Consider the following 13,959-nt stretch of genomic DNA (forward strand, 5'->3'; position numbering starts at 1 on the left):
GGAATGGCGCGAGAGCCTTGTCGGCGGCGGAAAATCTCCCCATAGCTCACCCGCGATGCAGGAAACCGCGCAATATTCGCTGGTGGAAGACAGCGTGGGCGGCCCCCGGCTGCTGCTGTCCGGGCCGTTGACGCTGGCGGCGATCGGCCCGCTTGAACGCGCGTTGCAGGGCGTCTCGGGCCCCATTGCCACGATTGACCTGACCGGGGTCGAGGATGTCGACACCGTCGGCGCGTGGATCGTGTGCCAGCTGGCCCGCCAGCACGAGGCCGAAATCACCGGGGCAAGCGAAGCCGCCGAACGCCTGCTTGGCGCGGTGCGCGGGATCGATGCCAGCAGCGATATCGGCCCGCCGCGCCTGCCGGTGTGGGAACGCGTGCCGGTGATGATGGGCGAAAAGGTCTATGCGGCGCGATCCGGCATCTATGGCGTGGTCGGCTTTCTCGGGCAGATCCTGATCGGCATGGCCAGCCTTGTGCGCCACCCCTCGCGCTTTCCGATCCGGGCGCTGGTGCATCAGATGGAGCTGGTCGGCGTCACCGCGCTGCCGATCATCGGCTTGATGAGCTTCCTGATCGGCATCGTCATCGCCCAGCAGGGCTCGGTGCAGTTACAGCAATTCGGGGCTGAGGCGCTGACCGTCAACCTTGTCGGGCGGATCACCTTGCGCGAACTGGGCGTGCTGATGACCGCGATCATGGTCGCAGGCCGATCAGGCAGCGCCTTTGCCGCGCAACTGGGTACGATGAAGCTGACCGAGGAGATCGACGCGATGCGCACCATCGGCATCTCGCCGATCGAGGCGCTGGTGATCCCGCGCATTCTGGCCGCGACCTTCATGATGGTGCTGCTGGGCTTTTATGCCTCGGTGGTGGCGATTGTCGGCGGGGCGGTGGTCGGCGACCTTACGCTCGGCATCCCGTTCTGGACCTTTCTTGACCGGATACACGACGTGGTGCCCGAACATGACCTGTGGGTGGGCCTGATCAAGGCACCGGTGTTCGGGCTGATCGTCGCGCTGGCGGGCTGTTACAACGGGCTTCAGGTGCGCGGCAATTCCGAAGAGGTCGGGCGGCGCACAACCATGGCAGTGGTCTCGGCGATTTTCGCGGTGATCGTGCTCGATGCCTTTTTTGCGGTGTTCTTCACCGAGATCGGGTGGGGTTGATGACCGGGGATCAGCACAACGACGACGAACCGCCCCCTATCATGGTCGAGGGGTTGGGGATCCGGTTCGGCGATTTCGTCGTCCACGAAAACCTCGACCTGACCGTGCGGCGCGGCGAGATCCTTGGCGTGGTGGGTGGTTCGGGCAGCGGCAAATCGGTGCTGATGCGCGCCATCATCGGCCTGCAACGCGCCAGCGAGGGCCGGATCGACGTGCTGGGCCGCACCATCACCGGGGTCGATCTGGATCGCGGCATCGGTGTGCGACGGCGTTGGGGCGTGCTGTTTCAGGGCGGGGCGCTGTTTTCGACGCTCACCGTTGGCGAGAATGTCGAGGTGGCCTTGCGCAAGTACTACCCCGATCTCAGCCCCGAACTGCGCCGGGAAATCGCGCGCTACAAGGTGATCCTGTCCGGTCTGCCCGATAGCGCGGTGGCCAAATATCCCTCCGAATTGTCGGGCGGCATGAAGAAGCGCGCCGGGCTGGCGCGGGCGCTGGCGCTCGATCCCGAATTGCTGTTTCTTGATGAGCCGACGGCGGGCCTTGATCCGATCGGCGCGGCCAAGTTTGACCGGCTGACGCGCGAGTTGAAGGAAACGCTGGGCCTGACCGTGTTCCTGATCACCCATGATCTGGATACGCTGTACGAAATCTGCGACCGGGTGGCGGTGATCGCCGAAAAGAAGATCATCGCAGTCGGCACCATCCCCGAACTGATCGCCACCGGACACCCGTGGATCGAGGAATATTTCAACGGCCCGCGCGGCCGCGCTGCCAAGGCCTCGCACGAGCGCGCGGCGGAGTGAGGCGAGAGAATGTTGGACATTGACGCCCAGCGGGCTTCATAGGGAACGCACATGGAAACAAGAGCGAACCATCTCTGGGTCGGTGCGGTGACGCTGGTATTGCTGGCGGCGCTGGCCGCGTTCATCATCTGGATCGCCCGGCTGGGGCAAGGCGATCAGGATGAATATGACATCTTCTACGGCCAGTCGGTCTCGGGCCTTGCCAATGGCAGCCAGGTCAGTTTCGCCGGGGTGCCGGTGGGGCAGGTGACGGGAATTGCGCTGGCCCGGGACAATCCCGAATTCGTGCGGGTGCGGATCAAGGTGCGCGATGATGTGCCGATCCTGGTCGGCACGCGGGCGACGATCGAGGCGAGCTTTACCGGCGTTTCCACCATCCTGCTTGATGGCGCGCGCAAGGGTGCGCCCGAAATCACCTGCGAGACCACCGCCTGCCCCGAAGGCCGCCCGGTGATCCCGCCGGGGCGCGGCGGGTTCGGCGAGATTGTGGCCAACGCGCCGGTGCTGCTGGAACGGCTGGCGACCCTGACCGAACAATTGAACACCATTCTCGGGCCTGACAATCAGGATCAGTTGTCGGGCATCCTGCGCAATTCCAACCGTCTGACCGCCGGGCTGGCCGATGCGACTCCGGCGCTGGTCGCCAATCTGGAGGATTTCCAGACCACGCTCGAAGAATTCAACCAGACGCTGGATGCGATCGAGCAGCTGACGCTGACCACTGACAGGCTGGTGCGCGAAGAAGGAACGCCGCTGGCCGCCGAACTGCGCGGCACGCTGAAATCGGCCAATGACGCAGCCGCCGCGCTCGCCGCGACGCTGGAGGATACCCGCCCGGCGGCCAAGCAATTGCGCGAAAGCACCCTGCCCAATGCCGAGACGACCTTGCAGGATCTGCGCGCCACCAGCCGGGCGCTGCGCTCGATCACCGAAAAGCTCGAAAGCGAAGGTGCGGGCGCATTGGTGGGCGGCAAGGCGCTGCCGGATTACAAGCCATGAGGAATTTGGCCGTGACACGAACAGCCCAGATGAACCTTGCCCGGCGCACCGTGCGGGCTGCTGCGCCGGCGCTGATGGCACTGGGGCTGGCCATGGGGCTGGCAGGCTGCATCAGCCTTGGCGGACCGCCGCCCGAAAGCCTGCTGACCCTCAGCCCGACCACACGCGCGCCGGTGGGCAGCGGGGTGGCGGCGGGGCCAGATCGTGCGGTGATCACCGTGCTCGCGCTCGACACCCCGGCCAAGCTCGATGTGCTGCGCGTGCCGGTGCAGGTGTCCGCCACCGAACTGGCCTATCTTCAGGAAGCCTTCTGGGTGGAAAAGCCCGCGCGCCTGTTCCGCAGCCTGCTGGGCGAAACGCTGCGCGCGAAAAGCGGCGGATCGGCGCTGGTACTGGATAGCGACGAGACGGTGGCGCCGGCGACCACCAGCTTGCGCGGCACGCTGATCGACATGGGCTATGATGCGTCGGCTTCGGCGGTGGTGGTGCGTTTCGATGCAATCCGGAAGGATAGCGAGGGGCGGGCGATCACCCGCCGGTTCGAGGCGCGCGAAAGCGGCATCCCGGCTGAGGCGCGCGCCGTGGGCGCAGCGATCAACCGCGCGGCCAACACCGTTGCAGGCGAAGTGGCCGACTGGGTGGTGGAGTAGGGAGCCGGTCTGCGGCGTTCAGGACCGCGCCAGCCTTGCAAATCCGCAGGCGCGCAGGAAATCACCCTCGCGCCGCGTGCGGCGCTGTTCGGCTTCCTCGTCGCGGCCCCACAGGTCTGCCTGCCAATCTTCTTCCAGACAGGCCATGCGCCACAGCGCCAGCGGTTCATCTTCCTGCTGAGCATCGAGCGCGCAGAGCGCGGTGACGAGCGAGGCGGCGAGCTTGGCCATTGTCTCCACCCCGGCCAGCGCAAAGGGATCAAGCGCCAGCAACCGCGATCTGATCGCTGCCATCGCTTCGGGGGGCTGGGGGCGGTGGAGCACGCCGTTGACCCGCACCAGCGTGATGCCGTGCGCGGCCTCGAACGCGCCAAGCAGCGGCTCCCACAATTCCTGCTGGCGGGTGTGGAGCGGTTCGTCCGGGTCGGCGCGGTAACACAGCGTGTCGGTTTCGGCGTAGGCGATCAGGCCCTCGGCCAGCGCTGCCGGATCGGGCGCGGCGACGTCGATCGCGTAATCGGCCATGTCGCGCAGCGGCAGGCTGGCGGGGTCGATCTTTTCGCCCTGCCGCCGCCATTCCGCCGCCAGTGTCTCGCCCAGTGCCTGCGTCGGCACGATCTGCGGTGCACCGCCGACCGTCTTCAGTCCGCGCCCGTCAAGCAGCACCTGCCAGCCGCCCGGCTGCTGCCCAAGCGTAACCTCCTTGTAGAACCTGCGGATCATTCCCGGCGTCCGGCTTTCGCTTTCCATGCGCGGGCGATGAAGCGCGGCAGGAAGAAGAATTCGAGCAATCCGGTCACCGCCAGCACCACTCCCACTACCCATGGCAGGCCGATCAACCCGCGGGCAATCGCGAGACCGAACATAAGCGTGGCGATCCCGCCGAAGCGTACTGCGTTTAGGATGATGAAGCGTTGCCGCGCCAGCGCCTCGGCCGCTTCCTGCGCGGAACGGGTCATGGCAGCGCCGCCTCCAGCGCTTGTGACAGGGCTGCGGCGCTATCCGCCACGCTGATCGCGCCGCTCGCCAGCAATTCGGCCGGTGCATGATAGCCCCAGGCCACCCCGACCGCGCGCACCCCGGCGCTGCGGGCCATCGCCATGTCGAAGCTGGTATCGCCGATCATCACCGCTTGCGCGGGCAGCGCGCCAGCTTCGAACAGCGCGGCTTCGAGCATGGCGGGATGGGGTTTGGAAGGGTGGCGGTCGGCGGTCTGGAGCGAGACGAACAGATCGGCGATCCCGTGGGTGGCAAGGCAGGCGGCAAGCCCCCGGTCAGACTTGCCGGTGGCCACCGCAAGGCTCCAGCCGGCGGCGTGCAACCCGCCGAGCAATTCGGCAATGCCATCATAGAGCGGTTCGTCAAGCAGGCCTTCCTCGCGCCGGGCGCGGAAGCTGGAACGGTAGAATTCGGTCACCGCGCGGGCCTGTTCGTCGGGCAGATCGGGGGCAAGCTGGCGCACGGCGACCGGCAGGCTGAGCCCGACCACGCGCCGCACGATCTGCGGATCGGGCGCGGTCAGCCCGGCGCGGGCAAAGGCACGGTCCATCGCCCAGCAGACATCGGCCTGCCCGTCGACCAGCGTGCCGTCGCAATCGAACACGGCAAGGCGGGGGGCGCTCACTTGCGCGGGCTCTTGGGCTTGGGCCTTCCTGCGGCGGGGCCCTTGGGCTTGGCCTTCGGCTTGGCCGCCGCCGCACCGCGCGCGCGCCGGGGGGCACGGGTTTCCTTGCGCGCCTGCTTGAAGTGGCGGCGGGCCGCCTGCTTCTTTTCCTCTGCCGAGCGTTCCGGCGCCTCTTCGCGCAAGGGCGAGGCATCGGACAGGCCGGGATCGAAACCCAGCACGTCCATGCTGGCGGCAAAATGATGCGGCAGGTCGGCGGTCACATCCAACTTGCCGCCGGTGCCTTCTCCTGCCTTGGGTTCGGAGATGATCAGGCGGCGCGCGTGGAGGTGCATCTTGCGGCTGACCGCGCCGGTCAGGAAGGCATCCGGCCCGCCATATTTGCCGTCGCCCACAATCGGATGGCCGATCGCGGCCATATGCACGCGCAGCTGGTGGGTGCGCCCGGTCAGCGGTTCCAGTTCCACCCAGGCGGCGCGCTCTCCAGCATGGTCGACCACGCGGTAGCGGGTCTTGGCCGCCGCGCCACCTTCCTCGTCGATATGCATCTTCTCGCCGCCGGTCCCCGGCTGCTTGGCAAGCGGGGCGTCGATCACGCCTTCGGCAAGGTCGGGATGGCCCACCACCAGCGCCCAATAGACCTTGCGCGCCGAACGGCTGGCGAAGCGTTTGGAAAAGCTTGCGGCGCTCCCCGGTGTGCGGGCGATCAGCAGCACGCCCGATGTATCCTTGTCGAGCCGGTGAACCAGCCGCGGTCGCGGCGTCTTTTCGTCCGTGACGAAGGCGTCGAGCAGCCCGTCGACATGCTTGGTCATCTTGCTGCCGCCCTGGGTGGCAAGGCCCGGCGGCTTGTTCAGCACGATTGCGGAGGGGGTTTCGCGGATCACCATCGCCTTGGCCTCGGCGATCTGTTCGGGGCTGAGCGTGCGGGTGCGCGGCGCGGTTTTGCGCGCGGTGGGCGCATCCTCTCCGCCCGGTGGTACGCGCAGCACCTGACCGGTTTCGAGGCGATCCTCGGGCTTGGCGCGCTTGCCATCGACCCGGATCTGCCCGGTGCGCGCCCAGCGAGATACTGTCGCAAAGCCGATCTGCGGAAGATTGCGCTTGAACCAGCGATCCAGCCGGATGCCGTCATCATCCTCGCCGACCGTAAACTGGCGGACGTTGTCGGTCGGGGCGCTGTTATCAGGCACCGGGGTCATGGCACGCTCTGCGCGGCGACGAGGCCGACGATCACGGCTGCCATTCCGGCGATCAGCGAGGCCGCGGCATAGCCCGCCGCCAGCCCCACCTGCCCGCGGTGAATCAGCGTGACAAGCTCGGAGCTGAAGGCGCTGAAGGTGGTAAAGCCGCCCAGCAGACCGACACCGACAAAAAGGCGCCAGGGTTCGGCGGACTGCGGGTTGAAACTTCCCCGCGCCAGCCAGCCGACCAGCGCGCCCATGGCGAGGCTGCCGACGATGTTCACCGCGAGCGTGCCCCAGGGAAAGGCGTTGCCCGGCCCGGAGAGGTTCGTCACGACGCGGCCCACATGATAGCGCAGCACCGAGCCGACTGCGCCGCCCACGGCGACAGTCATGCTTGCAAAGAGAGGGGAAGGTTCACCGGCCATCGCCCGCCCATAGCGAGGCATGGCCGCTCTGCCTAGCGTGGCTGCACCACTCTTCGGGCGGCTTTGTATGCTGACGGGCATGCTGACGGCTTGCCTTTAGGGCGCTGTTGGACTATCGGGGCCACCATTCGTGGGCGGCTCCCTGTGGGAATCGCCCGCATTTCATTGGCAAATCACCGCGCATCCCCGCGTAGAATCGCAGCGGGGCTCTGGGCGTTTTTGAAACTGAGGTAGTCGTCGTTTATGCAAATCATCGTTCGCGATAACAATGTCGATCAGGCCCTGCGCGCGCTCAAGAAGAAGCTGCAGCGTGAAGGCGTTTATCGCGAGATGAAGCTGCGTCGCCACTACGAAAAGCCGAGCGAGAAGCGCGCCCGTGAAAAGGCTGCCGCCGTACGCCGCGCCCGCAAGATGGAGCGCAAGCGGATGGAGCGTGACGGGGCCAAGTGATCCTGTCGCCGGGCGGCCTGCGTTTGCGCGCAAGCTGCTTGAATCCCCCTTTCCGATAAGCCATCAGGGCGCGGCTCATACCCGCGCCCTTTTGCCGTCATAGCGCGGTGCAGGTCGCGCTGCCACTCAGGACCATATCATGACCGAGATTACCCGCGTTCCGATCCACCCCGTCGCCAAAGGTTCGCTGACCAAGCTGTGGATTGGCGTCATCCTTGCCATCGCCATCGGGGCGGGGCTGGCCTGGGCCGCTGTTCCGCGCGGGCTGAATGTCGATACGATCACCGCCGGCACCGGCCCGATGCCGCAGACCGGCGATGTCCTGTTCATCAAGTACACGGGTAAGCTGGCCGCAGACGGCACGGTGTTTGACGAATCGCGCGACATCCCGCTGCCCGTCGAAGGGATCTTCCCCGAAGGCACGCCCTTCCCGATCGAGGAAGGCGCGACCATTCCCGGCTTCTTTGAAGGGCTTCAGCAGATGCAGAAGGGCGGCAAGTACACGCTCTTTATCCCGGCCGACAAGGCCTACGGGGCGGAACCGCCGCCGGGTGCGCCGATCCCGGCCAATGCCGATCTCGAATTCGAGATCGAGGTGGTGGACGTGATGAGCCAGCAGACCTTCGAGCGCAATCTCGCCATCCTGCAGCAGGCGATGCAAAGTCAGATGGGCGCAGGTGCGGGCGGCCCCGGCGGCCCTGCTGGCGCGCCGCCTGTACCGGGCCAGTAAGGAGGCTGAGCATGTCGGTGGACAAGGCAACGGTCGCCAGGATCGCCAGCCTCGCGCGCATCCACATGGAGGATGCCGAGCTTGAACGCATGGTGCCCGAACTGAACGGCATCCTCGAATGGGTCGAACAATTGGGCGAGGTCGATGTGACCGGGATCGAGCCGATGGCGGCGGTGATCCCCAACAGCCTGCGCCTGCGCGATGACGTGGTCGATGCCGATCCGCGGACAGGCGGCGGGCGGCGCGCGGATGTGCTCGCCAATGCCCCTGTGGCCGAACACGGGTTCTTTGGCGTGCCGAAGGTGATCGAGTAAATGACTGACCTTACCCAACTCGGCGTAAAAGACATTCGCGACGGCGTGCGCGACGGCACCTTCACCGCGCGCGAAGTGGCGGAAAGCCTCAACGCGGCCGTGGCGGATGCCGCCGCGCTGAACGCCTTCATCGTCACCACGCCCGACCACGCGCTTGCCGCCGCCGATGCGGTTGATGCGGCGCGCGCCTCTGGCGAAACGCTGGGCGCAATGGCAGGCGTCCCGATCGGGATGAAAGACCTGTTCGCTACCAACGGCGTGCAGACCACGGCGGCCAGCCACATTCTCGAAGGCTTCACCCCCCGCTACGAATCGACTGTCTCGCAAAAGCTGTGGGATGCGGGCGCGGGGATGCTGGGCAAGCTGAACCTTGATCAGTTCGCGATGGGATCGTCCAACGAAACCAGCTATTTCGGCAATGTCGCCTCGCCCTGGCGCAAGGATGGGTCGAACCAGCCGATGAGCCCCGGCGGCTCCTCGGGCGGGTCGTCCTCGGCTGTGGCGGCGCGGATTGCGCCTGCTGCGACCGGCACCGACACCGGCGGATCAATCCGGCAACCGGCGGCCTTCACCGGCATCTGCGGGATCAAGCCGACCTATGGCCGCTGTTCGCGCTGGGGCGTGGTTGCCTTTGCCTCCAGCCTCGATCAGGCCGGGCCGATGGCGCGCTCGGTGGAAGATTGCGCGATCATGCTCGGTGCGATGGCCGGGTTCGATCCCAAGGATTCGACCAGCCTCCAGATGGACGTGCCCGATTGGGAAGGCGCGCTGAGCGCCGACCTGCGCGGCAAGCGCGTCGGCATCCCGCGCGAATACCGGATGGAGGGCACCGATCAGGCGATCCTCGATTCGTGGGAGCAGGGCAAGGCGTGGCTGAAGGACGCGGGCGCGGAAATCGTCGACGTCTCGTTGCCGCACACCAAATATGCGCTGCCCGCCTATTACATCATCGCCCCCGCCGAAGCATCGAGCAACCTTGCCCGTTATGACGGGGTGCGTTACGGGTTGCGCGATCTGCCCGAACCCGGCTCGGGGGCCGGGGCAAGCGGCAGCGGCTTGCAGGACATGTACGCCGCCACCCGCGCCGCCGGGTTCGGGGACGAGGTCAAGCGCCGCATCCTGATCGGCACCTATGTGCTCTCGGCGGGCTTTTACGATGCCTATTACACCCAGGCGCAAAAGGTCCGCGCGCTGGTCGCGCGCGATTTCGAGCGCGCGTTCGAGCAGTGCGACGTGATCCTCGCGCCCACCACGCCGACCGCGAGCTTCCCGCTGGGTTCGATGAACGCAGACCCGCTGACGATGTATCTCAACGACGTCTTCGCCGTGCCAGCCAGCCTCGCAGGCCTGCCCGCAATGAGCGTGCCTGCGACGATCAACGCCGATGGCTTGCCGCTTGGCCTGCAACTGGTGGGCCGACCGTTTGATGAGCAGGGCGTGCTGAATGCCGGGCTGGCGATCCAACAGCGGGCGGGCTTCGCGGCGAAGCCGGAGAAGTGGTGGTGACCCCCGATACCGCGCTGTGGCTTGCCGGGATCGGCATCGCCCTCGCGGTGCCGCTCACCTTCATGGTCGCCAATTGGGTGAGGAAACACGTCGATCACGGCGAAATGCGATTCGGGCCTGATGGCAAGGTGATCGAGGACGACAAGGATTAGGGCTCTGTGCGCTCCTGCGAAAGCAGGAGCCCAGCGGCGCAAGGTTCGATGGGACTCCTGCTTTCGCAGGAGATCACGAAGGTAGAGCAGACATGAGCAATTATCGCATTCAGGGTGCCACCGGCGAATGGGAGGTCGTGATCGGCCTGGAAGTCCACGCGCAGGTGACCTCGAACTCCAAGCTGTTCTCCGGCGCGGCGACCGCCTTCGGGGCCGAACCCAACAGCCAAGTCTCCCTTGTCGATGCCGCGATGCCGGGGATGCTGCCCGTGCTCAACCGCGAATGCGTCCGGCAGGCGGTGCGCACCGGGATGGCGATTGACGCGCAGATCAACGCGTGGAGCCGGTTTGACCGCAAGAATTATTTCTACGCTGATCTGCCGCAGGGCTACCAGATCAGCCAGCTTTACCACCCGATCGTAGGCGAAGGGCAGCTGCTGATCGAGGCGGACGAGAAGGCGGGCATCCCGGAAGACAAGATCATCGGGATCGAGCGCATCCATATCGAACAGGACGCAGGCAAGCTGATGCATGATCAGCACCCGACCATGTCCTATGTCGACCTCAACCGCTCGGGCGTGGCGCTGATGGAAATCGTCAGCCGCCCTGACATGCGCTCGCCTGCCGAGGCGGGGGCCTATGTGCGCAAGCTGCGTGCGATCCTCCGCTATGTCGGCTCGTGCGATGGCAACATGGAAGAAGGCTCGATGCGCGCCGACGTGAACGTCAGTGTGCGCCGTCCGGGCGAGGAATTCGGCACCCGTACGGAAACCAAGAACGTCAACTCCGTGCGCTTCGTCATGCAGACGATTGAGCATGAGGCGATGCGGCAGGTCGATGTGCTGGAGGCAGGCGGAAAGATCGTGCAGGAAACCCGGCTGTTTGATCCCGGCACCGGCACCACGCGGACCATGCGCAGCAAGGAAGACGCGCATGATTATCGCTACTTCCCCGATCCCGATCTGCTGCCGCTGGTGCTGGAGGAGGATTTCCTCGCAGAATGCCGCGCGTCCCTGCCCGAACTGCCCGATGCCAAGCGCACGCGTTACACCGATGTGCTGGGCCTCACCCCCTACAACGCCCGCGAACTGACCGCCGAGGTCGAGACCTTCGCGCGGTTCGAAACCCTGCTGGCTGAAACCGCCAAGGCGATCGGCAAGGACGAAGCCAAGGTCGCCACGCAGGTCGCCAATTGGTCACTCTCGGTCGCGCCGGGGGTGATGAAGGCGATCGGCGATGAAGGCGACCCCGCCAACGCCACCGCCGCTGCGCAGGCAAGCATCCTCGCGATGGCTGACAAGGGCGAAATCAGCGGCGGGCAGGCGAAGGAAATCTTTGAAATCGTTCTTAAGACCGGGCGTGAACCGTCTGAGATTGCAGACGCCGAAGGGCTGAAGCAGGTCAGCGACACCGGCGCGATCGAAGCGGCTGTCGACGCAATCATCGCTGCCAATGCCGACAAGGTCGAACAGTACCGCGGCGGCAAGGAGGCACTGTTCGGCTTCTTCGTCGGCCAGACGATGAAGGCAATGCAGGGCAAGGCCAATCCGGGCGTGGTAAACCAGTTGTTGAAGGACAAGCTGGGCTGATGACGCTCGGATGTTTCTGCGGCGCGGTCAGCTTGACGACCGCCAGAAAGCCTAATTTTGTCCACGCCTGCAATTGCGACTTGTGCCGCAAGGCCGGTGCGCAATGGGGCTATTTCGATCCCGCCGAGGTCACTGTCACCGGCCCGACCTCCACTTATCAGCGCTGTGACAAGCCAGAGCCGGGGGTCGATGTCCATTTCTGTCAGGCGTGCGGGTCGACCACTCACTTCCGTCTGACCGAGGCAGCGGCGCAAAAGCATGGCGATTTAGTGATGGGTGTCAACGCGGGGCTCGCCGACGAGGCAGAGCTCGCCGGAACCGAACTGCGATACCCCGACGGCAAGAATTGGTCGGGCGAGGGCGAGTTCGGCTATGTTCGACCCAGCCGGATAATCGGCTCTGTTGCCTGACACGGGCAATGACCGCCATCATCCTAGTCCAGCCCGAAATCCCCGGCAACACCGGCGCAGTCGGGCGCACCTGTGTGGCGTTGGGGATGGAGCTGATCCTGATCCACCCGCTCGGCTTCGACATTTCGGACAAGCGGGTGAAGCGGTCGGGCCTTGATTACTGGCCGCATGTGCGGCTGAGCGAATATGCCAGCTGGGAGGCTTTCCTGGACGAGCGCAGCCCGCGCCCGGACCAGCTGTTCCTGTTCGAGGAATTCGGCAGTCGCAGTTTCTACGAGCCGGAATACCCCGATGATGCCATGCTGGTGTTCGGGCAGGAAACCAAGGGGATTCCCAGGCCCATTATCGACCAGCATCCGGGCCGACTGTTCCACCTGCCGATGCGGTCCGACGTGATCCGCTCGCTTAACCTCGCCAACACGGTTTCCGCGGCGGCCTATCAGGCGCTGCGGGGCACGTTCTGATGTTTGGTCGGGTTCACTCCAGACCTAACGCGTCAAGGTTCATAGTCGCGGCATTATAGCTCGCCTCCGCCAGCCGTCCGGCCAGTTCAGCGCGGATCGCGCGGATCTGCGCATCGGCGGCGCTTTCCTCGCGCAGGTTGACGAGGAAGAAATCGCCCGCGCCCAGCCGGAAGCGGGTGCGTTCGGCCTGCACCATCTGGCTCGCCTGCTTGACTTCGGCATCGGCCAGATCGCTCAGCCGCAGGGCTGCGCCGAGGTTGGCGAGGATGTTATCGACCTCGGTGGTGATCTGGTCGGCAGTGCGGCGCTGGCGCAGTTCAGTCTCGCGCAGTTCGGCTTCGGCGCGTTGCAGCCGGCCTTGCGCTTCGCGGCGCTGCAAGGGGATGCTGAAGGTCACGCCGACCAACGCCCCTGCCGTATTCCCCGTCGGTGACCCGATCTCGCCGATCCCGTCAGACACTTCGACCTTGGCCTCCAGCCGCGGCTGGAGGTCGTTGCGGCGCAGCTCCACCCGATTGGCGGCACGTTCGAGTGCAAGCCGGAAGTTCGCCAGTTCGGGGCGGCTCTGGATCACCTCGCTGATCGGCACCGCCAGCATGGTTTCAAGCGGCGGGATTTCCTTGAGCTTGGCGATGTCGGGCAATTGTTCGCGGGTTGGCACGATCAGTTCCCCGCTCGACCCCCGCAGATAGAAGCCAAGCGAGTTCGAGGCGGTCTCGAAGTCGCGCTTGGCCTGTTCGAGCAGCGTCCGGCGCCGCAGCAGGTTCTGTTCGTTCTCGACCAGAGCGATGCGCGGGCGGGCGCCCTCGCGCACTTCGCGCGCAAGACCGACCTGGCGCGCTTCGGCGATTTCGAGCAGTTCCTCGAACACGCGGATTTCCTCGCCTGCCGCGACCCAACGCCAATAGGCGCGCAAGGCCTCCTGCTGGACGTTCAGTTGCACCAGCATGACATCGAGCCGCGCCTGACTGGCGGCGAGCCGGGTGTCCTCGATCGCGAAGCGGCGCGGATCAATGTCGCGGTCGCGCAGCAGCGAAAACAGCGCGCCAACATTGAACCGGCCGAATTCGGGGGAGTTGAAACTGCTCTGCGAGGTCGGCAGGGGCCCGCTCGAAAGAGTGTAGCCGCCGAACAACTGAGCGCCAAAGGGCCGCAATGGCTGGACCGCTTCGGCACGAACCGCCCCGCCATCATTGAAGCCGGTGATCCGATCGAATGCCTCGGCGCGCAGCATCAGATCGAACGCCCCGTCGGCTGCCAGCTGATCGCTGCGCGTCGCGGCCTCGCGCTCGAAAGCCTCAAGGATCGAGGGGAAGGTCAGCGCCGATGAACGCAGCACCTCGCCGGGAAGCAGCGGTCCCTGTCTGAGCGCGACCTCAAGCGGATCGCCCACCGGCGCGATATCCTGCGCCAGCGCCGCCGCTGGCGCAATCGCCAGCAACGCTGCGCTGCACACTGCCTGCGCCCATCCGCGTTGGACCCATC

General features: G+C 65.9%; 18 protein-coding genes. 12 read left to right on the forward strand and 6 right to left on the reverse strand.

Going from position 1 to position 13,959, the window contains the following annotated elements; all coding sequences use genetic code 11:
- Positions 1–55 precede the first annotated feature (55 nt).
- From BUA05_RS03185 to BUA05_RS03200, 4 genes are read left to right on the forward strand one after another with little or no spacing between them, the layout of a single operon-like run.
- Positions 56–1,168 carry an ABC transporter permease gene (locus tag BUA05_RS03185; protein ID WP_072673211.1) on the forward strand — a complete coding sequence of 371 codons (1,113 nt, stop codon included), beginning with the start codon at positions 56–58 and terminating at the stop codon, positions 1,166–1,168.
- Positions 1,168–1,974: an ABC transporter ATP-binding protein gene (locus BUA05_RS03190; protein ID WP_072673212.1), complete on the forward strand. Its 807-nt coding sequence runs from the start codon at positions 1,168–1,170 to the stop codon at positions 1,972–1,974. Before BUA05_RS03185 ends, BUA05_RS03190 begins: the two co-directional genes overlap by 1 nt.
- Positions 1,975–2,025: 51 nt before the next feature.
- Positions 2,026–2,973 (forward strand): MlaD family protein, encoded by a 948-nt coding sequence (locus BUA05_RS03195; RefSeq protein WP_072673213.1) that lies wholly within the window; start codon positions 2,026–2,028, stop codon positions 2,971–2,973.
- An 11-nt stretch (positions 2,974–2,984) separates the two neighbouring features.
- A complete protein-coding gene (locus BUA05_RS03200) occupies positions 2,985–3,623 on the forward strand; it encodes an ABC-type transport auxiliary lipoprotein family protein (protein WP_245790059.1) in 639 nt (212 codons plus the stop codon).
- 18 nt (positions 3,624–3,641) lie between these two features.
- On the opposite strand, the gene BUA05_RS03205 is transcribed toward BUA05_RS03200, so the two are convergent.
- From BUA05_RS03205 to crcB, 5 genes are read right to left on the reverse strand one after another with little or no spacing between them, the layout of a single operon-like run.
- The gene (locus tag BUA05_RS03205) at positions 3,642–4,343 is read right to left on the reverse strand and encodes an ATP12 family chaperone protein (RefSeq protein WP_072673297.1); all 702 of its coding nucleotides are present in this window, start codon (positions 4,341–4,343) and stop codon (positions 3,642–3,644) included.
- Entirely contained in the window at positions 4,343–4,582 is a 240-nt protein-coding gene (locus BUA05_RS03210; RefSeq protein ID WP_072673215.1) for a hypothetical protein, read from the reverse strand. The genes BUA05_RS03205 and BUA05_RS03210 overlap by 1 nt, the downstream gene beginning before the upstream one ends.
- The gene (locus BUA05_RS03215; protein ID WP_072673216.1) at positions 4,579–5,247 is read right to left on the reverse strand and encodes an HAD-IA family hydrolase; all 669 of its coding nucleotides are present in this window, start codon (positions 5,245–5,247) and stop codon (positions 4,579–4,581) included. The genes BUA05_RS03210 and BUA05_RS03215 overlap by 4 nt, the downstream gene beginning before the upstream one ends.
- A complete protein-coding gene (locus BUA05_RS03220; protein WP_072673217.1) occupies positions 5,244–6,449 on the reverse strand; it encodes an RluA family pseudouridine synthase in 1,206 nt (401 codons plus the stop codon). Before BUA05_RS03220 ends, BUA05_RS03215 begins: the two co-directional genes overlap by 4 nt.
- Positions 6,446–6,826 carry a fluoride efflux transporter CrcB gene (gene crcB / locus BUA05_RS03225; RefSeq protein WP_072673298.1) on the reverse strand — a complete coding sequence of 127 codons (381 nt, stop codon included), beginning with the start codon at positions 6,824–6,826 and terminating at the stop codon, positions 6,446–6,448. The genes BUA05_RS03220 and crcB overlap by 4 nt, the downstream gene beginning before the upstream one ends.
- A gap of 276 nt (positions 6,827–7,102) precedes the next feature.
- Between crcB and rpsU the strand changes: the two genes are divergently transcribed.
- The 8 genes from rpsU (at position 7,103) to BUA05_RS03265 (ending at position 12,474) form a co-directional block, all read left to right on the forward strand.
- Positions 7,103–7,309 (forward strand): 30S ribosomal protein S21, encoded by a 207-nt coding sequence (rpsU, locus tag BUA05_RS03230; protein WP_036798936.1) that lies wholly within the window; start codon positions 7,103–7,105, stop codon positions 7,307–7,309.
- A 139-nt stretch (positions 7,310–7,448) separates the two neighbouring features.
- Positions 7,449–8,039 carry an FKBP-type peptidyl-prolyl cis-trans isomerase gene (locus BUA05_RS03235; protein ID WP_072673218.1) on the forward strand — a complete coding sequence of 197 codons (591 nt, stop codon included), beginning with the start codon at positions 7,449–7,451 and terminating at the stop codon, positions 8,037–8,039.
- 11 nt (positions 8,040–8,050) lie between these two features.
- Complete coding sequence (gatC, locus tag BUA05_RS03240) at positions 8,051–8,353, forward strand: Asp-tRNA(Asn)/Glu-tRNA(Gln) amidotransferase subunit GatC (protein WP_072673219.1); 303 nt, start codon at positions 8,051–8,053, stop codon at positions 8,351–8,353.
- Positions 8,354–9,859 carry an Asp-tRNA(Asn)/Glu-tRNA(Gln) amidotransferase subunit GatA gene (gatA, locus tag BUA05_RS03245; protein WP_072673220.1) on the forward strand — a complete coding sequence of 502 codons (1,506 nt, stop codon included), beginning with the start codon at positions 8,354–8,356 and terminating at the stop codon, positions 9,857–9,859.
- Positions 9,856–10,011, forward strand: coding sequence for a glutamyl-tRNA amidotransferase (locus BUA05_RS03250; RefSeq protein ID WP_245790061.1), 156 nt, complete (start codon positions 9,856–9,858; stop codon positions 10,009–10,011). The genes gatA and BUA05_RS03250 overlap by 4 nt, the downstream gene beginning before the upstream one ends.
- A 92-nt stretch (positions 10,012–10,103) precedes the next feature.
- Entirely contained in the window at positions 10,104–11,600 is a 1,497-nt protein-coding gene (gene gatB, locus BUA05_RS03255; RefSeq protein WP_072673222.1) for an Asp-tRNA(Asn)/Glu-tRNA(Gln) amidotransferase subunit GatB, read from the forward strand.
- The gene (locus BUA05_RS03260) at positions 11,600–12,010 is read left to right on the forward strand and encodes a GFA family protein (RefSeq protein WP_245790062.1); all 411 of its coding nucleotides are present in this window, start codon (positions 11,600–11,602) and stop codon (positions 12,008–12,010) included. Before gatB ends, BUA05_RS03260 begins: the two co-directional genes overlap by 1 nt.
- Before the next feature lie 8 nt (positions 12,011–12,018).
- The gene (locus BUA05_RS03265) at positions 12,019–12,474 is read left to right on the forward strand and encodes a tRNA (cytidine(34)-2'-O)-methyltransferase (RefSeq protein WP_072673224.1); all 456 of its coding nucleotides are present in this window, start codon (positions 12,019–12,021) and stop codon (positions 12,472–12,474) included.
- Positions 12,475–12,487: 13 nt separating this feature from the next.
- On the opposite strand, the gene BUA05_RS03270 is transcribed toward BUA05_RS03265, so the two are convergent.
- On the reverse strand, positions 12,488–13,930 hold the full coding sequence (locus BUA05_RS03270; protein WP_245790063.1) for a TolC family protein: 1,443 nt from the start codon (positions 13,928–13,930) through the stop codon (positions 12,488–12,490).
- Positions 13,931–13,959: the final 29 nt, after the last annotated feature.

Origin of the sequence: Erythrobacter sanguineus (genome assembly GCF_900143235.1) — a bacterium.
Classification (GTDB): Bacteria; Pseudomonadota; Alphaproteobacteria; order Sphingomonadales; family Sphingomonadaceae; genus Erythrobacter; species Erythrobacter sanguineus.